This window comes from Stenotrophomonas sp. YIM B06876 (assembly GCF_030711595.1).
In the GTDB taxonomy this organism is placed as follows: Bacteria; Pseudomonadota; Gammaproteobacteria; order Xanthomonadales; family Xanthomonadaceae; genus Stenotrophomonas.
The window spans coordinates 185,965-203,465 of record NZ_JAUJUJ010000002.1 but is presented as its reverse complement, the minus strand read 5'-3'; the positions used below and the strand labels follow the sequence as shown (position 1 = coordinate 203,465).

Here is a 17,501-nt window from a genome sequence, read left to right as displayed (position 1 = left end):
CCACCGTTGCCGGAATTTTTCCAGACACACCTCGTGGTTCACTCTCCGTCGCGAGACGTGGCGGGCGGGCAGCAGCTGCATTTTTGCAGGATGCGGGGGCATGAATTCTTCCGGACACCAGGAAGTGGCCGTGCTGGCGCTTGATGCCGGGGTCGCCATCCTGCCGCCGGGCAATGCCTTGGCCATGCCCGAGCAATCGCTGCGGCACGGGGTGTTACAGCAGCGCCGGCAGGGAACGGCGCCGGCCCATATCGGGCTGCGCCGCTTCTATGTGTTTGGCGGCACCGCGCTGATGACCCTCGCAGCGACGTGGATGATGTGGCGGGTACTGGCGGTGGGGGGCGTCAGCATTCTGGAGGCGTGCCTGCTGGCGCTGTTTGTGGCGTTGTTCGCCTGGATCGCGCTGTCGTTCGTCGGCAGCGTGGCGGGCTTCCAGGCGCTGCTGCGTTCGCGCCGCAAGCTCGGAATCGATCCGGCCCTGCCGCTGCCGCGGTTGTCGTCGCGTACCGCCTTGCTGATGCCGACCTACAACGAGGACCCGCGCCGGATGATGGCCGGGCTGCAGGCGATCTATGAGTCGGTGCAGGCGACCGGCCAGCTGGCGCAGTTCGATTTCTTCATCCTCAGCGATACCACCCGCGAGGCGATAGGGCGCGACGAGGAGCGCGTGTTTTCCCGGCTGTGCGAACGCACCGGCGGGCATGGCCGGCTGTTCTACCGCCGCCGTGCCGACAACAGCGGGCGCAAGGCGGGCAACATCGCCGACTGGGTGCGCCGCTTCGGTGGTGCCTATCCGCAGATGCTGATCCTCGACGCCGACAGTCTGATGACCGGGGACGCCATCGTCCGGCTGGTGGCCGGAATGGAGGCGCATCCGGATGTGGGTCTGATCCAGTCGCTGCCGGCGGTGGTCAATGGCCGCACCCTGTTTGCGCGGATGCAACAGTTCGGCGGCCGCGTGTACGGGCCGGTGATGGCCTACGGCGTGGCGTGGTGGCACGGTGCCGAGAGCAACTACTGGGGGCACAACGCGGTGATCCGCACGCGTGCGTTCGCCGAGCAGGCCGGGCTGCCGGAACTGCCGGGGCGCAAACCGTTCGGTGGCCATGTGCTGAGCCACGATTTTGTCGAGGCGGCGCTGATCCGCCGCGGTGGCTGGGCGTCGCACATGGTGCCGTACCTGCAGGGCAGCTATGAGGAAGGCCCGCCGACGTTGACCGATCTGCTGGTGCGCGATCGCCGCTGGTGCCAGGGCAATCTGCAGCACTCCAAGGTGGTCACCGCCCATGGCCTGCACTGGATCAGCCGCGTGCACATGCTGATCGGCATCGGCCATTACTTCACCGCGCCGATGTGGGCGATGCTGATGCTGATCGGCATCGCCATCCCGCTGGTCAGCGATGGTGTGGATCTGATGCAGGAGCTGCACCTGCCGTTTTCCCCGGCCTACTACTGGCACAACCAGGACCAGGAAGGCGTGCTGTGGGTGTTCGCGGTGACCATGGCGGTGCTGCTGGCGCCCAAGATGATGGGCTATCTGGCCGTGTTGACCTCGCGCAGCGAACGGGTTGGTTGCGGCGGTGCGTTGCGCGCGCTGCTCAGTATGTTGCTGGAAACGCTGCTGGCCGCGCTGATGGCGCCGATCGTGATGTACGTGCAGTCGCGCGGGGTGGCCGAAGTGCTGGCGGGCAAGGATTCGGGCTGGGATGCGCAGCAGCGTGACGATGGCAGTGTGTCGTGGTCCGATCTGCTGCACAGCTATGGCGGCATCAGCCTGGCCGGGTTGCTGGTGGGTGGCATGGCCTATGCGGTATCGCCGCCGCTGGCGGCATGGATGTCGCCGGTCATCATCGGCATGGTGCTGGCGGTGCCGGTGGTGGCGTTGACCTCCTCGCGCGTGGCCGGGGAATGGTTGCGCCGGCACCGGCTGCTGACCATTCCCGAGGAGTCCAGCCCGCCCGCGGTATTGGTGCGGGCGGCCGAATTGCGCGCGGCGGCACTGAATGAAACTGTCCGCCGCTGAGCGGCGGTGGTCGCAGGCATAATGCGGCCCCCGAGTTCAGGAGCTGTCGCGATGCTGGAAACGTTGGAGCTGGAAACCGGCGCGGTGCCGGAATGGTCGGTGGTGTGGCTGCACGGGCTGGGGGCCGATGGCAATGATTTCGCGCCGATCGTTCCCGAATTGCTGCGGCCCGGTTGGCCGGCCATCCGCTTCGTGTTCCCGCATGCGCCGCTGCGCCCGGTAACCGTCAACAACGGCGTGCGCATGCGTGCCTGGTACGACATCGTCAGCATGGATTTCCGCAGCCGCGCCGATGCCACCGGCGTAGCCGAATCCATCGCCCAGGTGGAGGCGCTGATCGAGCGCGAGCAGGCCCGCGGGATTCCTGCCGAGCGCATTGTGCTGGCCGGTTTCTCCCAGGGCGGGGCGATCACGCTGGCCGCCGGGCTTGCGCGCAGCCAGCCGCTGGCCGGGCTGGTGGCGCTGTCCACCTATCTGCCCGATGCCACAGTAGCCACCGCGCAAGTGGCGGCGACCGCCAGCACCCAGCCGGTGTTCATGGCCCATGGCAACAGCGATCCGGTGATTCCCGTGCAGATTGGTGAACACAGTGCGCAATTGCTGCAGGCCGCCGGATTTGCGCTGGAATGGCATCGCTATCCGATGGCGCACCAGGTCTGTGCGGAGGAAATCCGCGACCTGGGCGACTGGCTGGGGCGCTTGTTCGCACGCCGTTGAGCGGATGGGACTCCGCGGACGACCCTGCGGCCGCACGCGCGCCGTGGATGCTTGGCGCTTGCGGCCCCGGCCGATCGATCCGCATCGTGCCTTCCCGGTGCGTTCCGTGGCGAAGCTGACGCCAGACCGGCGTGCTGGCTACTATGGCCTGCACTGACAGGGCCCTTGGAGCGAGGTGGAAGTCTTGAAGCTGGTGATTGCCGACGACGAGCCGCTGGCCCGCGAGCGGCTGCGTTCGCTGCTCACCGAGCACGCAGGGGTCGTGGTGGTGGCCGAAGCGGCCAATGGTGCCGAGGCGCTGCATGTCTGCGCCGAGTTTTCGCCGGATGTGGTGCTGCTGGATATCGCGATGCCCGGCGTCGACGGGCTGGAGGCGGCACGGCATCTGGCCACGTTCGAGCCGCGGCCGGCGGTGGTGTTCTGTACCGCCTACGATGCCCACGCGCTGTCCGCGTTCGAGGCGGCCGCGATCGATTACCTGATGAAGCCGGTACGCCCCGAGCGGCTGGCGGTGGCGCTGGAGCGTGCGCGCACGTTTGTGGCCGGCCGCGGCAATGCCCAGCCGTTGAAGCCGGCACGCGCGCGCACACTGTTGTGCGCACGCCTGCGCGGCAGCCTGCGGCTGATCGCGGTGGAGGACATCCACTACCTGCAGGCGGAAGAGAAGTACGTGGTGGTGCACCATGCGCGCGGCGAGGACCTGATCGAGGAGTCGCTGAAGTCGCTGGAAGAGGAATTCAGCACCCGCTTCATCCGCATCCACCGCAATTGCCTGGTCGCCCGCCAACAGCTGGTGGAACTGCGCCGGGTCCCGGGCGGGCAGGTGCAGGCGGTGTTGCGCGATGGCAAGCAGCCGCTGGAAGTGAGCCGCCGCTGCGTGACCAGCCTGAAGCAGCAACTGCAGGCGCTGTGATCGCCCCGCCGGGTCCGCGATAATGGCGCCATGAAGATCCTGCGTATCGCTACCCGAAAGAGTCCGCTTGCCCTGTGGCAGAGCGAGCATGTTGCCGATCTGCTGCGCCTGGCACACCCCGGGCTGGAGGTGCGGCTGGTGCCGATGAGTACCCGTGGTGACGAGGTGCTGGACCGCTCGCTGGCGGCCATTGGCGGCAAGGGCCTGTTCCTCAAGGAACTGGAGCTGGCCATGCTGCGCGGCGACGCCGACTGCGCGGTGCATTCACTGAAAGATGTGCCGATGGAGCTGGACGAACCGTTCGGCTTGCCGGCCATCCTCACCCGCGCCGACCCTTCCGATGCCTTTGTTTCCAATCACCACGCCTCGCTGCAGGCCCTGCCGCAGGGCGCGCGGGTGGGAACCTCGTCGTTGCGCCGCCAGTCGCAGTTGCGCGCGCTGCGTCCGGACCTGGAGTTGCGCGACCTGCGCGGCAACGTGAACACGCGGCTGGGCAAGCTCGACAACGGCGATTACGACGCCATCGTGCTGGCGTGCGCGGGGCTGGAGCGGCTGGGCTTCCACAGCCGCATCCGCGACCGGCTGCACGGCCCGCAGTGGCTGCCGGCGCCGGCGCAGGCGGCGGTGGCGGTGGAATGCCGCGGCGATGATGCCGCGACGATCGCACTGATGGCGGCGCTGGACGATGCGCGCACCCGCAGCTGCGTGGAAGCCGAGCGGGCGATGAATCGCGCCCTGCATGGCAGCTGTCATGTGCCGGTGGCCGGGCTGGCGCAATGGCGCGGCAGCGATCTGTGGTTGCAGGGACTGGTGGGCGGGGTAGCCGATGGCCGGCTGGTGCGGGCTGAAGCGCAAGGCCCGGCGGTGGATCCGGAGAGGCTGGGGCGCGAGGTGGCGCAGTTGCTGCTCGATGCCGGGGCCGGGGAATTGCTGGCCCGGCTCTGAAACGCACAACGGAGGGCGCAGCGCCCTCCGTTGCTGTTTGCCGATTGGCTTGAACGATTACTTGAAGCTGTAGACCACGTTCATTGTGGTCAGGGTGTCGGTCTTGCGCTTGTCGTCGGCAACAATGCTGTTGTGACGGGCCTGCCAGCCGGCTTTCAGCGCGAAATGCTCGTTCATGTTCACCGCCACACCGAAATCGTTCTGCGCGAAGGTGTTGTACGAGCCGGATTCCACCAGCAGCGTGTTGACCAGGTCGGTGTTGTCGGTGATCGCGAATTTCAGGTCGAACAGGCCGCGGCCGATGAAGCCGTTGCGGTTCTCACCGGTGGTGGCATTGTGGCTGCGGCGCACACCGGGGCCGATCTGGGCGTCCAGATACAGGCGGTCGGTGTTGATCAGCCGGGTGCCGTAACCCAGACCGAAGCTGCCCTGGCGGTCATAGGTGGCGAAATCGTCGCTTTCATAACGCACCGTGGCGGTGAGCTGGCGGTGTTCGCCCAGCTGCAGGGCGCTGCCGGCGCTGGCGGTGTAACGGTTGGCCGTGGTCTGCTGCCGGCGGACGATGCTGCCATCGTCGGCGGTTTCGGTGTATCGGGCGCTGGAGCGCAGGCCGAACAGATCCATGCTGTGGACCCAGTCATCATCGCTGTAACGCAGCTTCAGGCGGCCGTTGAAGCTTTCGGTATTGCTGTTGCCATGGGCCGATGCGAAGCCGAGTTCACCGCCGCTGCCGCTCCAGGGGGAAGACATCGCAGCCAGATCGGAGGCGCTGTCGGCCAAGGCAAGCGGGGAACACAGCAGCAGGGACAGTAACAGCGGGACACGCACGGACATCAACAATTCTCCAGGGACGGGGCGCAGGGAAGCAGGCTTTTCATGATACTGGAAGCTTCCGGCGCGCCGGTTTGATGCGGCTCCGGGCTTCATTTGCGGTTGGGTTGGCGGCTGAGTCCGCGTCCCCAGTGGACACCGGGCGCCTGTCGCAAGCCGTGCTCCAGGCCTGAGCGGGCGCAAACAGGGCGGCAGGCACCGGGGGGCGCACCGCTGCGGATGGAACGCCGCGTATCCGCCTGCCCCGACCGGCGCGGCGCCGGCGGGCGTGTCCATTGCCGCCCGGACTCGGACATAATCGGGTCATGGATCGTTATGAACGCATCAACGCCCTGCATCGCCTTCTCAAATCTGCCCGCTACCCGGTCACGGTGGCGCGACTGCAGGATGAGCTGGGCTGTTCCCGTGCCACTGTCTATCGCGACCTCGCTTTTCTGCGCGATGCGCTGATGGCGCCGGTGGAAGGCGATGGCGAAGCCGGCTTCCGCTACCAGAGTGGCGAGAATGAACGCTTCGAGCTCCCCGGGCTGTGGCTGAGTTCGGAAGAGCTGCACGCGCTGCTGGCCTCGCAGCATCTGCTGGCGCGTACCGGCGGCGGCGTATTGTCATCAATGCTGGCGCCGTTGCAGCAGCGGATCGAGGGGCTGCTGGCCGCACAGGCCGGCGCGTCAGCGTGGCCGGTGGAGCGGGTGCGGGTGATTCCGCATCGCGGCCGCAAGCTGGATGAAGCCAGTTTCCGCGCTGTCGCCTCGGCGGTGCTGGAGCGCAAGCAGCTCTCGTTCGACTACCGTGCGCGTTCCACCGACGAGGCCACCCGGCGCACGGTGTCGCCGCAGCGCATTACCCACTACCGCGACAACTGGTACCTGGATGCCTGGGACCATGGCCGCGAGGCGGTGCGCAGTTTCGCGGTGGACCGGGTGCATCAGGCGCGGCTGCTCGACCAGCCCGCCCGCGATGTGCCCGACACCGAACTGGATGAGCAGCTGGCGGCCAGTTACGGCATTTTCTCCGGCCCGCCCAAGGGCTGGGCGACGATCGTGTTCAGTGCCAAGGCCGCGCGCTGGGTCGCCGACGAACACTGGCATTCCAAGCAGCAGGGCAGGTTCCTGGCCGATGGCCGTTACGAGCTGAAGGTGCCGTACAGCGTGTCACGCGAATTGCTGATGGACGTGCTGCACTACGGCTCGGATGCGGAGATCATCGAGCCGCCCTCGTTGCGCGAACAGGCCAAGGCGCTGCTGGCGCTGGCGCTCAGCAACTACGACTGAGGCCGCTGTTGACGGCCGCCGCTGCCATGCGGCCGTCGTCCTCTGTCCTATCTGACGTTGGGCACTTCAAAGCCCAGCTGGTCGACCTGGTCGGGGTGCTGCGGCACGCGCTTGAGCTTGTCGGTGTTGACGTTGTACTTGTCGCGCAGGCGCGCGGCCAGTTCGCGGTACAGCGCCTTGTCCATGTCCGGCTTGCGCGCGAAGATCCAGGCCATCTCGCGCCCCGGATAACCGATCAGGGCCCAGGAATAGTCCGGCGCCACTTCCAGAATGCGCGAGTGGGTCGGGATGATCTTGTAGAACCAGGTGCGCCAGCGCCGGTTGCCGCTGTCCTTGTCCACACTGGCGCGGATGTTCACCTCTTTCTGCGGCTCGCGGAAACCCTCCCGGTACAGGTAGCGGATGGCGACCTTGTCTTCGTCGTACAGGCTGTAGTCGTTGACGCTGGCCACGTGGCCACGCTCGATGAAGTTGGGGACCCGGCCGATCACGTACCAGCGGCCCATGAAGCGTTGCAGATCGACCGGCGCGCCGGCTTCGATCGACGCGTTCCGGGCATGGGCCGGCGCCAGCGGCAAGGCAAGACTCAACAGCAGCACAGAGGCAAACGAAAGAATCAGTCGCATTGCAGGCTTCATCAGGGAGGGAGTGCCGTCAGCATGGTCGTCGGCCGGCGAGGGTGGCGTCAATGGCAGATCGCAGCCAGTGAGATGGGTACTGCGCATGCTCGCCTCCCACCCCCTGTTGGAGGCTGTCATGAAGGTTGCGCATTTTTCCCCGCGTGGCGGGAACACGCCGGTATCGCCCGATCCGCAGCTGTTGCGTTACGCCAGGCATATCGCCTTGGCCGGGATGGCGCTGGTGCTGGTATGGCCGGCCGCGCGCGGTTACAACGCGTGGATCGGCTGGCTGCCGCTGTGGTTGTTGGGAATGCCGGCGGCGGCCTGGTGGAGCCTGCACCGGTTCCGGCTGCCGGCCGGATTGCGCCGCCCGCGTCTGCCGCGCCGGCGACGCACTCCGCAGGCGCGGCGTACCCGCAAGCTACGGACCGCTCGCTGGACCCAGGTGGCCTGACCTTCGACACGGGAGCCGGCGGCGGAGGCTGTGCTAGCGTTTGCGGCCTATGATCTTCTGGAGCCGCAATGTCTCGATTCACATCCGCTTGCCTGTTGGCGGGCCTGCTTTCTGCCGGTGCCAGCGCGGGCGCCGCCATGGCTGCTGAACCGGCTGCCGATGCCTATGCCTGGCTGGAAGACGTCGCCGGCGACAAGCCGCTGGCGTGGGTGAAGGCGCAGAATGCCAAGTCGGAAGCCGCGCTGGCGCACAGTGCGCGCTTCAAGAAGATGGAAGCCAGCATCCGCGAGGTGCTCGATTCGGACGCCAAGATTCCGGGCGTGGAAAAGATCGGCGACTATTACTACAACTTCTGGAAGGACAAGCAGCACGAGCGCGGACTGTGGCGCCGCACCAGTCTGGCCGAGTACCGCAAGGCCGAACCGGTATGGGAAACCGTGCTGGATCTGGATGCGCTGAACAAGGCCGAAGGCGAGAACTGGGTCTGGCACGGCGCCAATTGCCTGCGTCCGGAATACACCCGCTGCCTGATCGCGCTGTCGCGCGGTGGTGCCGACGCCGACGTCACCCGCGAATTCGATACCGCCAGCAAGCAGTGGGTCAAGGACGGCTGGTTCCGCCCCGAGTCCAAGGGTGGGCTGGGCTGGATCGATCGCGACAACGTGTTTGTCTTCACCGATTTCGGCGACGGCTCGATGACCACGTCCGGCTATCCGCGGGTGGTCAAGCAATGGCAGCGCGGCACGCCGATGGCTTCGGCCAAGGTCGTGTACGAAGGCAAAAGCGATGACATGTACATCGCTGCGATGCATGACGACACGCCGGGGTTCGAGCGTGATTTCGTCAGCCGCACGCTGGCCTTCTACAACAACGAGCTGTACCTGCGCGGCAAAGACGGCACCCTGGCCAAGGTCGATGCGCCGAATTCGGCGGAAAAGTCCGTGCGTCGCCAATGGCTGACGCTGGAACTGCGCGAGCCGTGGACGGTCGCTGGCAAAACCTATGCCGCCGGTTCGCTGCTGGCGACGAAGTTCGACGACTTCATGGCCGGCAAGCGGGACTTCGACGTGCTGTTCGCCCCGACCGACACCACCTCGCTGGCCGGCGCTTCGTGGACGAAATCGCACCTGGTGCTGAACATCCTGGATGACGTCAAGAACCGCTTGCAGGTGCTGACCCCGACCGTCGGTGGCTGGCAGAGGAGTGCGTTCACTGGTGCGCCGGCCTTCGGCACCATTGGCGTGGGCGCGGTGGATGCCGATGAAAGTGATGCGGTGTGGATGACGGTCACCGACTACCTGACCCCGACCACGCTGGCGCTGGCCGAAATCGGCCAGCAGCCGGAAGTGCTCAAGACCATGCCGGCGTTCTTCAATGCCGCTGACAAGGTGATCGAGCAGCACTTCGCCACCAGCAAGGATGGCACCCGCGTGCCGTACTTCGTGGTGCATGCCAAGGACATGAAACGCGATGGTTCCAATCCGACCCTGCTGTATGGCTACGGTGGCTTCGAGATCTCGCTGACCCCCTCGTACTCCGGCGGCATGGGCCGGTCGTGGCTGGAAAACGGCGGGGTGTACGTGGTGGCCAACATCCGCGGTGGCGGCGAGTACGGCCCGCGCTGGCACCAGGCGGCGCTGAAGCAGAACCGCCACAAGGCCTACCAGGACATGGCGGCGGTGGCGCAGGATCTGGTTGCCCGCAAGATCACCTCGGCCAGGCATCTGGGCGTGCAGGGCGGCAGCAACGGTGGCCTGCTCACCGGCAACATGCTCACCCAGTACCCGGAGCTGTTCGGGGCGGTGGTGGTGCAGGTGCCGCTGCTGGACATGAAGCGCTACAGCCACCTGCTGGCCGGCGCCTCGTGGATGGCCGAGTACGGCAACCCGGATACGGCGGATTGGGAATTCATCCAGACCTTCTCGCCGTACCACCTGTTCGACCCGGCCAAGCGCTACCCGCCGGTGCTGTTCACCACCTCCACCCGCGATGACCGCGTGCACCCTGGCCATGCCCGCAAGATGGCGGCCAAGATGATCGACGCCGGCAAGGATGTGACCTACTACGAGAACATCGAAGGTGGCCACGGCGGGGCGGCGAACAACGCGCAGGCCGCGCACATGCAGGCGCTGGCCTACAGCTTCCTGTGGCAGCAGCTGTCGAAGAAGTAGGCTGCAAGGCGGTTGTCGTCATTGCGACAACCGCCCAGCCAAAACGAGAACGCCGCCTTCGATGGGCGGCGTTTTCCGTTTGCGGACCGTGCCGGCTCCTCAGCGCTGCCGCCAGCTCTCCAGCCCGCGGGCGATGCGCATCACCGCTTCGCGCAACCGCGGCAGGTCCTGGGTATAGGCGATGCGTACATGCTGGTGGGCGCGGTGCTGGCCGAAGTCCAGCCCCGGGGTGAACGCCACATGCTCGGTTTCCAGGAAATGCGCGCAGAACGCCTGTGCGTCCTCGGTGAAGGCGCTGACATCGCAGTACAGGTAGAACGCGCCCCGTGGCTCCACGTCGATGCGCAGACCGAGTTCGCGCAGCGCCGGCAGCAGGTAGTCGCGGCGCTGGCGGAACTGCTCGCGGCGCTGTTCGAGAATGGCCAGGGTGTCGGCTTCAAAGCACGCCAGCGCCGCGTGCTGGGCGATGGACGAGGCGCTGATGTACAGGTTCTGGGCCAGCTTCTCCAGCTCCGGCACCGCCCGCGGCGGAGCTACCAGCCAGCCCAGCCGCCAGCCGGTCATGCCGAAGTACTTGGAGAAACTGTTGAGCACGAAGGCCTCGTCGTCCACTTCCAGCACGCTGGGCGCGTCGAAGCCATAGGTCAGGCCGTGGTAGATCTCGTCCACCACCAGGTGCCCGCCACGCGCCTTCAATGACGCCGACAACGCGGCCAGCTGCCCCGCATCAAGCGTGGTGCCGGTGGGATTGGCCGGAGAGGCCACCAGCGCGCCGACACTGTCGCCATTCCAGTGGCGGGCGACGCTGTCGGGGGTGAGCTGATAACCCGCGTCGGCATCCACCGGCACCAGCTGCGCGGCGCCTTCGACCAGGCGCAGGAAGTGGCGGTTGCACGGATAGCCGGGGTCGGCCAGCAGCCAGTGTTTGCCCGGATCGACCAGCAGGCTGGAGGCCAGCAGCAGCGCGCCGGAGCCGCCGGGCGTGACCAGGATGCGCTCGGGGTCGATGTCCAGCCGGTAGCGCTCGCGATAGAAGCCGGCAATGGCCTGGCGCAGGGCGGGCAGCCCGCGTGCCGGTGTATAGCGGGTATGTCCGGCTGCCAGCGCGGCCTGTCCGGCCTGCACGATCGGCGCGGCGGTGGTGAAGTCCGGTTCGCCGATTTCCAGGTGGATCACATCAGCGCCGGCCTGCTCCAGCGCATTGGCGCGCGCCAGCAGCGACATGACGTGGAACGGGGCGATTTCATGGCTGCGGCGGCTGTAGCCGGAGGGGGGCGGGGGCGGGATCGTCATCGACGACATGATAGGCCGTGCGCGCCGGTTGAGGAGCGCGGCCAGGCCCATGGCACACTGGCCACCGCACATGGACGCCATTGCATTCACCCGCAGGAGCCCTTACGTGAAACCCGTTCTCTATTTCCTGGTTGCCAGCCTGATGATGCCTTCCGTTTCCGCCCCTGCCTTGCCCTTGCCGCCGGATGTGGAAAAACAGCCGCACCAGGTCACCACCCCGTTTGGCGCGGTCCGCGACGACGAATATTACTGGCTGCGTGACGACGCGCGTGCCAATCCGGAGATGCTGGAGTACCTGGAGGCGGAAAACGCCTATGCCGATGCGCTGATGGCGCCGCTCACCCTGCTGCAGGACCGGCTGTACGACGAGATTGTCGGCCGTATCAAGCAGGACGATGCCAGCGTGCCGTACCGCGAGCGCGGCTACTGGTATTACAGCCGCTTCGAGACCGGCAAGGACTATCCGATCCAGGCGCGGCGCAAGGGCAGCATGGAGGCGCCGGAGGAAATCCTGCTCGACGTCAACGTGATGGCGGCAGGCAAGGGTTACTTCAATGTCGGCGATGCGCAGGTCAGCCAGGACAACCGGCTGCTGGCATGGGCCGAGGACAGCGTCGGCCGGCGCCAGTACACCCTGCGGTTCAAGGATCTGCAGACCGGGGCGCTGTTGCCGGATGTGATCGAGGGCGTATCGCCCAACGTGGTGTGGGCCGATGACAACCGGACCGTTTTCTATGTCGAGAACGACCCGGAAACGCTGCTGACGGTGCGGGTCAAGACGCATGTGCTCGGCACGCCGGCCAGTGCCGATGCCACCGTGTACGAGGAACACGACGACAGCTTCTACATGGGCGTGGGCCGCACCCGCGATGACCGCTACATCACCATCGGCGTGGAAAGCACGGTGTCCTCCGAGCTGCGCTACACACCGGCGGCGGCTCCGGGCGCGTTCACCGTGCTGGCACCGCGCGCGCGCGATGTCGAGTACGACGCCGACCACCATGCCGGGCGCTGGGTGATCCGCACCAACGCCGATGGCGCCACCAACTTCAAACTGGTGACCGCGCCGGACGGCGCCACCAGCCGCGCGCAGTGGCGCGACTGGGTGGCGCACGACGACAACGTGCTGGTTGAGGGCTTCGAGCTGTTCAACGGCTTCACCGCCGTTGCCGAACGTGCCGAGGCGCTGGAGCGGGTGCGGCTGCTGTTTGCCGATGGCCGCAGCGAATTCGTCAAGGCCGACGAACCGGCCTATTCGATGGGATTGTCGGTCAACGCCGAGCCGGACAGCGAGTGGCTGCGCTATGGCTACACCTCGCTGACCACGCCGGCGACCACGTACGAGTTGAACGTCAGCACCGGTGAGCGGCGCCAGCTCAAGCAGCAGCCGGTGATCGGCTATGACGCTTCGCAGTACGTCACCGAGCGGGTCTGGGTGAGTGCGCGTGACGGCGCCCGGGTACCGGTGTCGCTGGTCTACCGCAAGGGCTTCAAGAAGGACGGCAGCGCCGCGCTGTACCAGTACGCCTATGGCAGCTATGGCATGTCGATGGACCCGGGCTTCAACCTGCCGGTGGTCAGCCTGCTCGACCGGGGCGTGGTCTATGCCATCGCTCATATCCGCGGCGGCGAGGAAATGGGCCGCCGCTGGTACGAACAGGGCAAACTGCTGAACAAGCAGAACACCTTCAACGATTTCATCGACGTCACCCGCGCGTTGGTCGAACAGGGCTATGCCGCCAGGGAACGCATCGGCGCCTCCGGCGGCAGCGCCGGTGGGCTGCTGATGGGCGCGGTGGCCAACCAGGCGCCGCAGGACTATCGGGTGATGGTGGCGCAGGTGCCGTTCGTGGACGTGGTCACCACCATGCTCGATGCCAGCATTCCGCTGACCACCAACGAGTACGACGAGTGGGGCAACCCGGAACAGAAGCCGTTCTACGACTACATGCTGACCTATTCGCCCTACGACAACGTCCGTGCCCAGGCCTATCCGGCGCTGTTCGTCGGTACCGGGCTGTGGGATTCGCAGGTGCAGTACTGGGAGCCGGCCAAGTGGGTGGCGCGCCTGCGTGATGTCAACACCGGCCGCCAGCCGATCCTGTTCCGCACCAACATGGAAGCCGGTCACGGTGGCAAATCGGGGCGCTTCCGCCGCTATCGCGAGCTGGCCGAGTCGTATGCGTTCGTGCTCGACCAGCTGGGCGTGGCAGCCGATCGCGACTGATTTCACGCCGGACAGGGGGGGGCGGCGGTTCCGGTCTGCGCGGGCGCGTGGCCGGGACAGCGGTTTTGGCCGCCCTGCAGGTGCCGGTTATGCTTTGCCGATGTCGTCCGATCCCCTGCCGGTTCCTGCCCCCCGCATCGTCCGCTTCCGTTGGGCATGGTGGCTGCTGGCCTACGCCAGTCTCGGCATCGGCATCGTCGGCATCTTCGTGCCCGGGCTGCCGACCACGGTGTTCATCCTGGTCTCGGCCTGGGCCGCCTCGCACGGTTCGGAGCGGCTGCATCGCTGGCTGCTCGCGCACCGCCAGTTCGGGCCGATGATCGCCGATTGGCAGGCGCATGGCGCGGTCAGCCGCAAGGCCAAATGGATGGCGACGGCCACCATGCTGCTGTGTGCGGCGGTCATGCTGTGGTGTGTGCCCCTGGCCTGGCTGAAATGGCTGTCCATCGCCAGCATGGCGACCGTGGCGATCTGGCTGTGGAGCCGGCCGCTGCCGCCGGCTGCGGGCTGAATCCGCGCGCCCGCGTGGGGAGGCCCGCGGCATGGTTTCATGCCCGAGTGGATATACTCCAAGGCATGAATATGACGTCCCGTTCCTTGCTGTTTCCCGCAGTGGCCATGTCCGTGCTGCTGTTCCTTTCGGCCTGCGGCAACAAGGGGCCGCTGGTGATGCCACAGAAGCCGGTGCCGGTCGAGGAGCAGAGCGTCGAGCCCGCTGCCGATGCCGACAGCCAGAAACAGGCGGACCGCAAGGCCCAGGAAGCGATTGAAGAGCCGACGCCGGTCAATGACGACGGGAATGACTAAGCCGGCATCGGGGCGAATGCATTTCAGCAAGATGCATGGCGCCGGCAATGACTTCGTGGTGCTCGACCTGCGTGACGGGTCCCCGCCGCCGGATGCGGCGCTTGCCGCGCGGCTGGCCGACCGCCATCGCGGGGTGGGCTGCGACCAGATCCTGACCATCGAAGCGGCGCGTGCGCCCGAATCGGTGGCCGCCTACCGGATCTGGAATTCCGACGGGTCGACCTCGCAGCAATGCGGCAACGGCGCGCGCTGCGTGGCGGCGTGGCTGGTGCGTGATGGCGCCGTGCAGGACGACGCGTTCTTCATCGACAGCCCGGTGGCCACCCACAAGGTGCAGCGGCTGGATGACGGCCACTATGCGGTGGCGATGGGCATGCCGCAGTTCGATCCCGCGCAGATTCCGCTGGTCGGTTTTCCGCGCGCGCGCGAGGCCTATGTGCTGCCGTTGCAGGGCGAGAACGTGCGCTTCGGCGCGGTGTCGATGGGCAATCCGCATGCGGTGCTGGAGGTGGGGCTGATCGAGGCCGCGCCGCTGGAGCGGCTCGGGCCGCTGCTGCAGCAGCACGCCTCGTTCCCGCAATCGGTGAATGTGGGTTTTGCACAGATTCTCGACCGTTCCCACGCGCGCCTGCGGGTGTATGAGCGCGGGGTCGGCGAAACCCTGGCCTGTGGCAGCGGCGCCTGTGCCGCGGCGGTGGTGCTGATGCAACGCGGCCGTCTGGACCGTGATGCGGTGATGTCGCTGCCCGGCGGCGATCTGCGCATCCAGTGGCCGGCCGACGATGCCCAGGTGGTGATGTCCGGGCCGGCAGCGTTTGTCTTCGACGGGGAGTGGAATGCATGAGCGAGGCGCTTGAGAAGATCGGTGCACACGAGGTTGCGGCGTGGTTGCGGCGGCACCCCACTTTTTTGAAGCAGTTTCCGGACCTGGCGCTGACGCTGGTGGTGCCACGCGATGACGGTCCCACCGCCTCGCTGGCCAGCTACCAGCTGGAGGTGCTGCGCGAGAAGAACCGCGAGCTGTCGCGGCGTCTGGCCGATCTGGGCGCAACGGCACAGGTCAACGAACGCCTGGCCGTGCGCACCCATCAGTTGACGCTGGCGCTGATGCGCCAGACCAGCGCGGCCGACACGCTGCGGGCGATGGCCGCTTCGCTGGAGGAGGATTTCGCCGGTGACCGGGTGCGCATCGTCACCCTGTTGCCATGCCCGGGCCTGGAGCACGCCGACTGGTTGCAGGTGATGACGGCCGACGATGCGCGATTGGCCCCGTTCCAGGACTGCCTCAAGGACGGCGAACCGATCTGCGGGCGCCTGCAGCTGGACAAGAACACGGTGCTGTATGGCGATAGCGCCGATGCGGTGCAATCCACCGCGCTGCTGCCGCTGCCGGGGGTCGGCCTGGTCGCGGTGGGCAGCCATGATCCAAACCGCTTCTATCCCGGCATGGGCACCCTGTTCCTGCGGATGATGGGCGAATCGCTGGTGGTGGCCTTGCAGCGCTTTCCGGCGGCCTGAAGTTGCCGGCTGCAGCGTCATGAGTGCCTGCGAGGATTTCCTTGCCTATCTGCAGGTGGAGCGCCGCATGTCGGCGCACACCCTGGATGCCTACCGTCGCGATCTGGCTGCGCTGTCGGGCTGGAGCGAAGCGGGCAGCGGTGATCCGCTCGAGGCGTTGCAGGCCGACCAGTTGCGGCAGTTCATCGCCGCCGAACACCGCCGCGGGCTGGCGTCCAAGAGCCTGCAGCGGCGGCTCTCGGCCTGCCGCAGTTTCTACACCTGGCTGCTCAGGCAGGGCCGGATCGAGGTCGATCCGACCGCCGGGCTGCGCGCGCCCAGGGCGCCGCGCAGACTGCCGCAGGTGCTCGATGCCGACGAGGCGGTGCGGCTGGTGGAACTGCCCACCGACGCGCCGCTCGGGCGGCGCGATCGCGCCTTGCTGGAACTGTTCTATTCCTCCGGGCTGCGTCTGAGCGAGCTGTGCACGCTGCGCTGGCGCGATCTGGATTTCATCGGCGGCAGTGTCAGTGTCGTCGGCAAGGGCCAGCGGCAGCGGCTGGTGCCGGTTGGGTCGCATGCGTGCAAGGCGTTGCTCGACTGGCGCGCGGAAGGCGCGGCCACGGCGGAGGCTCCGGTATTTCCCGGTCGCGGCGGCGCGTTCATCTCGCAACGCGCGGTGCAGATCCGGATCAAGCAGCTGGCCCAGCGCCAGGGGCTGTTCAAGCACGTCCATCCGCACATGCTGCGGCACAGTTTCGCCAGCCATATCCTGGAATCTTCCGGTGACCTGCGTGGGGTGCAGGAACTGCTCGGCCATGCCGATATCGCCACCACCCAGATCTACACCCACCTGGATTTCCAGCATCTGGCCAAGGTGTACGACGCCACCCATCCGCGGGCCAGGCGCCGCAAGACGCCGTAGCCGGAGCCGGCATTCAGCGCCCGGCAGGCAACGCCAGCCGCGTCCCCACACCGGCTGAACGTGCTGCTTTCAGGCACTTGCAGCCATGGTGGGCCGGTTGTGCAGGGCGATGGCCACGTACGCGCCGATGACGCTGCTCTTGATCGGCCATCCGCCAGCCCCCATTACCGGCTGACAGTATCCCGGAGGCCATATGGACCCCAGTCAGAATCCCACCGTATTCCACGCCACCACCGTCATCTGTGTCCGCCGTGGCGAGCATGTGGCCATTGCCGGTGACGGCCAGGTCACGCTGGGCCATACCGTGATGAAGGGCAACGCGCGCAAGGTGCGCCGGCTCGGCCGTGACGGCCAGGTGCTGGCCGGGTTTGCCGGTGCCGCCGCCGATGCCTTCACCCTGTTCGAGCTGTTCGAGGCCAAGCTGGAAAAGCACGGCCAACTGACCCGCGCCGCGGTGGAACTGGCCAAGGACTGGCGCACCGAGCGCCGGCTGGGCAAGTTGGAAGCACTGCTGGCGGTGGCCGATCGCGAGACCTCGCTGATCATCAGCGGCACCGGTGATGTGATCGAGCCGGAGGACGGCATCATCGCGATCGGCTCGGGCGGTTCCTATGCGCTCTCGGCGGCGCGCGCCTTGATGGCGCATACCCAACTCGATGCCAGGGCGATCGCCACCGAGTCGATCAACATCGCCGGCGACATCTGCATCTACACCAATCGCAACGTGGTGGTGGAAGAGCTGTAACGCGCTCTGCCGCGGTTCACCGCTTCCCTGTTCCACGGCATCCCGCCGGTGCGGGATCGACC

General features: G+C 66.9%; 17 protein-coding genes. 14 read left to right on the top strand and 3 right to left on the bottom strand.

Annotated features, from left to right (window positions below; translation table 11 throughout):
* Positions 1–100 precede the first annotated feature (100 nt).
* The 4 genes from mdoH to hemC all read left to right on the top strand — a co-directional run bounded on the left by mdoH (position 101) and on the right by hemC (position 4,598).
* Positions 101–2,023: a glucans biosynthesis glucosyltransferase MdoH gene (mdoH, locus tag QZH66_RS02060; RefSeq protein ID WP_305804281.1), complete on the top strand. Its 1,923-nt coding sequence runs from the start codon at positions 101–103 to the stop codon at positions 2,021–2,023.
* 51 nt (positions 2,024–2,074) lie between these two features.
* A complete protein-coding gene (locus QZH66_RS02055) occupies positions 2,075–2,740 on the top strand; it encodes a dienelactone hydrolase family protein (protein ID WP_305804280.1) in 666 nt (221 codons plus the stop codon).
* Between the two features lie 184 nt (positions 2,741–2,924).
* The gene (locus tag QZH66_RS02050; RefSeq protein ID WP_305804313.1) at positions 2,925–3,653 is read left to right on the top strand and encodes a LytTR family DNA-binding domain-containing protein; all 729 of its coding nucleotides are present in this window, start codon (positions 2,925–2,927) and stop codon (positions 3,651–3,653) included.
* A gap of 30 nt (positions 3,654–3,683) precedes the next feature.
* Positions 3,684–4,598, top strand: coding sequence for a hydroxymethylbilane synthase (gene hemC / locus QZH66_RS02045; RefSeq protein ID WP_305804279.1), 915 nt, complete (start codon positions 3,684–3,686; stop codon positions 4,596–4,598).
* A 57-nt stretch (positions 4,599–4,655) separates the two neighbouring features.
* On the opposite strand, the gene QZH66_RS02040 is transcribed toward hemC, so the two are convergent.
* Positions 4,656–5,432: a DUF481 domain-containing protein gene (locus QZH66_RS02040; protein WP_305804278.1), complete on the bottom strand. Its 777-nt coding sequence runs from the start codon at positions 5,430–5,432 to the stop codon at positions 4,656–4,658.
* A 302-nt stretch (positions 5,433–5,734) separates the two neighbouring features.
* On the opposite strand from QZH66_RS02040, the gene QZH66_RS02035 reads away from it, so the two are divergent.
* The gene (locus QZH66_RS02035) at positions 5,735–6,700 is read left to right on the top strand and encodes a YafY family protein (protein ID WP_305804277.1); all 966 of its coding nucleotides are present in this window, start codon (positions 5,735–5,737) and stop codon (positions 6,698–6,700) included.
* 47 nt (positions 6,701–6,747) lie between these two features.
* On the opposite strand, the gene QZH66_RS02030 is transcribed toward QZH66_RS02035, so the two are convergent.
* Complete coding sequence (locus QZH66_RS02030; protein WP_305804276.1) at positions 6,748–7,326, bottom strand: lipocalin family protein; 579 nt, start codon at positions 7,324–7,326, stop codon at positions 6,748–6,750.
* A 130-nt stretch (positions 7,327–7,456) separates the two neighbouring features.
* On the opposite strand from QZH66_RS02030, the gene QZH66_RS02025 reads away from it, so the two are divergent.
* The gene (locus QZH66_RS02025; RefSeq protein ID WP_305804275.1) at positions 7,457–7,774 is read left to right on the top strand and encodes a hypothetical protein; all 318 of its coding nucleotides are present in this window, start codon (positions 7,457–7,459) and stop codon (positions 7,772–7,774) included.
* Between the two features lie 68 nt (positions 7,775–7,842).
* Complete coding sequence (locus QZH66_RS02020; RefSeq protein ID WP_305804274.1) at positions 7,843–9,945, top strand: prolyl oligopeptidase family serine peptidase; 2,103 nt, start codon at positions 7,843–7,845, stop codon at positions 9,943–9,945.
* Positions 9,946–10,044: 99 nt separating this feature from the next.
* Here QZH66_RS02020 and QZH66_RS02015 read toward each other — a convergent pair whose 3' ends face one another.
* Positions 10,045–11,238: a pyridoxal phosphate-dependent aminotransferase gene (locus tag QZH66_RS02015; RefSeq protein WP_305804273.1), complete on the bottom strand. Its 1,194-nt coding sequence runs from the start codon at positions 11,236–11,238 to the stop codon at positions 10,045–10,047.
* A 106-nt stretch (positions 11,239–11,344) separates the two neighbouring features.
* On the opposite strand from QZH66_RS02015, the gene QZH66_RS02010 reads away from it, so the two are divergent.
* The 7 genes from QZH66_RS02010 (at position 11,345) to hslV (ending at position 17,439) form a co-directional block, all read left to right on the top strand.
* Positions 11,345–13,465, top strand: a complete 2,121-nt coding sequence (locus QZH66_RS02010) for a S9 family peptidase (protein ID WP_305804272.1) — start codon at positions 11,345–11,347, stop codon at positions 13,463–13,465.
* 100 nt (positions 13,466–13,565) lie between these two features.
* Entirely contained in the window at positions 13,566–13,976 is a 411-nt protein-coding gene (locus tag QZH66_RS02005; RefSeq protein ID WP_305804271.1) for a YbaN family protein, read from the top strand.
* A 65-nt stretch (positions 13,977–14,041) separates the two neighbouring features.
* Entirely contained in the window at positions 14,042–14,272 is a 231-nt protein-coding gene (locus QZH66_RS02000; protein ID WP_305804270.1) for a lipoprotein, read from the top strand.
* A complete protein-coding gene (gene dapF / locus QZH66_RS01995) occupies positions 14,265–15,116 on the top strand; it encodes a diaminopimelate epimerase (RefSeq protein WP_305804269.1) in 852 nt (283 codons plus the stop codon). Before QZH66_RS02000 ends, dapF begins: the two co-directional genes overlap by 8 nt.
* On the top strand, positions 15,113–15,790 hold the full coding sequence (locus tag QZH66_RS01990; protein ID WP_305804268.1) for a DUF484 family protein: 678 nt from the start codon (positions 15,113–15,115) through the stop codon (positions 15,788–15,790). Before dapF ends, QZH66_RS01990 begins: the two co-directional genes overlap by 4 nt.
* Positions 15,791–15,809: 19 nt before the next feature.
* Positions 15,810–16,694, top strand: coding sequence for a tyrosine recombinase XerC (xerC, locus tag QZH66_RS01985; protein WP_305804267.1), 885 nt, complete (start codon positions 15,810–15,812; stop codon positions 16,692–16,694).
* Positions 16,695–16,887: 193 nt separating this feature from the next.
* Positions 16,888–17,439, top strand: a complete 552-nt coding sequence (gene hslV / locus QZH66_RS01980; protein WP_305804266.1) for an ATP-dependent protease subunit HslV — start codon at positions 16,888–16,890, stop codon at positions 17,437–17,439.
* Positions 17,440–17,501: the final 62 nt, after the last annotated feature.

Bases quoted from the DNA above. Each gene is read 5' to 3' on its own strand.
- mdoH (WP_305804281.1), top strand. From the start codon at position 101: ATGAATTCTTCCGGACACCAGGAAGTGGCCGTGCTGGCGCTTGATGCC.
- QZH66_RS02055 (WP_305804280.1), top strand. From the start codon at position 2,075: ATGCTGGAAACGTTGGAGCTGGAAACCGGCGCGGTGCCGGAATGGTCG.
- hemC (WP_305804279.1), top strand. From the start codon at position 3,684: ATGAAGATCCTGCGTATCGCTACCCGAAAGAGTCCGCTTGCCCTGTGG.
- QZH66_RS02040 (WP_305804278.1), bottom strand. From the start codon at position 5,432: ATGTCCGTGCGTGTCCCGCTGTTACTGTCCCTGCTGCTGTGTTCCCCG.
- QZH66_RS02035 (WP_305804277.1), top strand. From the start codon at position 5,735: ATGGATCGTTATGAACGCATCAACGCCCTGCATCGCCTTCTCAAATCT.
- QZH66_RS02030 (WP_305804276.1), bottom strand. From the start codon at position 7,326: ATGCGACTGATTCTTTCGTTTGCCTCTGTGCTGCTGTTGAGTCTTGCC.
- QZH66_RS02025 (WP_305804275.1), top strand. From the start codon at position 7,457: ATGAAGGTTGCGCATTTTTCCCCGCGTGGCGGGAACACGCCGGTATCG.
- QZH66_RS02020 (WP_305804274.1), top strand. From the start codon at position 7,843: ATGTCTCGATTCACATCCGCTTGCCTGTTGGCGGGCCTGCTTTCTGCC.
- QZH66_RS02015 (WP_305804273.1), bottom strand. From the start codon at position 11,238: ATGACGATCCCGCCCCCGCCCCCCTCCGGCTACAGCCGCCGCAGCCAT.
- QZH66_RS02005 (WP_305804271.1), top strand. From the start codon at position 13,566: ATGTCGTCCGATCCCCTGCCGGTTCCTGCCCCCCGCATCGTCCGCTTC.
- QZH66_RS02000 (WP_305804270.1), top strand. From the start codon at position 14,042: ATGAATATGACGTCCCGTTCCTTGCTGTTTCCCGCAGTGGCCATGTCC.
- dapF (WP_305804269.1), top strand. From the start codon at position 14,265: ATGACTAAGCCGGCATCGGGGCGAATGCATTTCAGCAAGATGCATGGC.
- QZH66_RS01990 (WP_305804268.1), top strand. From the start codon at position 15,113: ATGAGCGAGGCGCTTGAGAAGATCGGTGCACACGAGGTTGCGGCGTGG.
- xerC (WP_305804267.1), top strand. From the start codon at position 15,810: ATGAGTGCCTGCGAGGATTTCCTTGCCTATCTGCAGGTGGAGCGCCGC.
- hslV (WP_305804266.1), top strand. From the start codon at position 16,888: ATGGACCCCAGTCAGAATCCCACCGTATTCCACGCCACCACCGTCATC.